Origin of the sequence: Jiulongibacter sediminis (assembly GCF_001306455.1) — a bacterium.
Taxonomy (GTDB): Bacteria; Bacteroidota; Bacteroidia; order Cytophagales; family Spirosomataceae; genus Jiulongibacter; species Jiulongibacter sediminis.
This window is the reverse complement of record NZ_LGTQ01000003.1, coordinates 1-1,143: the sequence shown is the minus strand read 5'-3', so window position 1 is coordinate 1,143 and position 1,143 is coordinate 1. Positions and strand designations below refer to the sequence as shown.

The window sequence follows — 1,143 nt, the reverse complement described above, 5'->3', positions numbered from 1 at the left end:
GCGATGATGTTCAAGGTTACATCGATACCTACTACATTATCAAGATCTTCATCATTCACTGCCACTGGTGGCTCTTCGGTGTACGTGATCGTGATCGTTGCCATGCTATCCAGCCCTGTTGAATTCTCAATCAGGGTATAAATGATTGGCGTTGGATCAGTCGTAAAACCGGCCTCCGGATTGAAGGTTACTTCCCCAGTCAGCGTATCGTAATCATATCTTCCTTCTCCCGGCACAATCAGGCTATCCTGAATACCTGGAGTGGATGGATCAAGATCAATAGTAATGTCTGTCAGGTCAACGATGTTCGTGCCATCACTCAGACTGTCGTTGGCTATGATGTTCAAGGTTACATCGATACCTACAATGTTATCGTTTGATTCATCATCCACTGCTACTGGTGGCTCTTCGGTGTACGTGATCGTGATCGTTGCGGTGCTGTCCAGTCCTGTCGCATTCTCAATCAAGGTATACATGATTGGTGTTGGATCAGTCGTAAAACCGGCCTCAGGATTGAAGGTCACTTCCCCTGTCAGCGTATCGTAATCATATCTACCTTCTCCCGGCACAATCAGGCTATCCTGAATGCCTGGTGTAGCTGGATCAAGATCCACAGTGATGTCTGTCAGGTCTACGATGTTCGTGCCATCACTCAGACTGTCGTTGGCGATGATGTTCAAGGTTACATCGACACCTACAATGTTATCGTTTGATTCATCATTCACTGCCACTGGTGGCTCTTCGGTGTACGTGATCGTGATCGTTGCCGTGCTATCCAGTCCTGTCGCATTCTCAATCAAGGTATACATGATTGGTGTTGGATCAGTCGTAAAACCGGCCTCAGGATTGAAGGTCACTTCCCCAGTCAGCGTATCGTAATCATATCTACCTTCTCCCGGCACAATCAGGCTATCCTGAATACCCGGAGTGGATGGATCAAGATCCACAGTAATGTCTGTCAAGTCTAAGATGTTTGTTCCATCACTAAGACTGTCGTTGGCGATGATGTTCAAGGTTACGTCGATACCTACTACATTATCAAGATCTTCATCATTCACTGCCACTGGTGGCTCTTCGGTGTACGTGATCGTGATCGTTGCCGTGCTATCCAGTCCGGTCGCATTCTCAATCAAGGTGTACATG

General features: G+C 47.2%; 1 protein-coding gene. It reads right to left on the bottom strand.

Annotated elements, in window-relative coordinates; genetic code table 11:
* Positions 1 to 1,143, bottom strand: a 1,143-nt coding sequence (locus AFM12_RS00015) for a hypothetical protein (RefSeq protein WP_157687237.1), incomplete at both ends; no start/stop codon positions are given.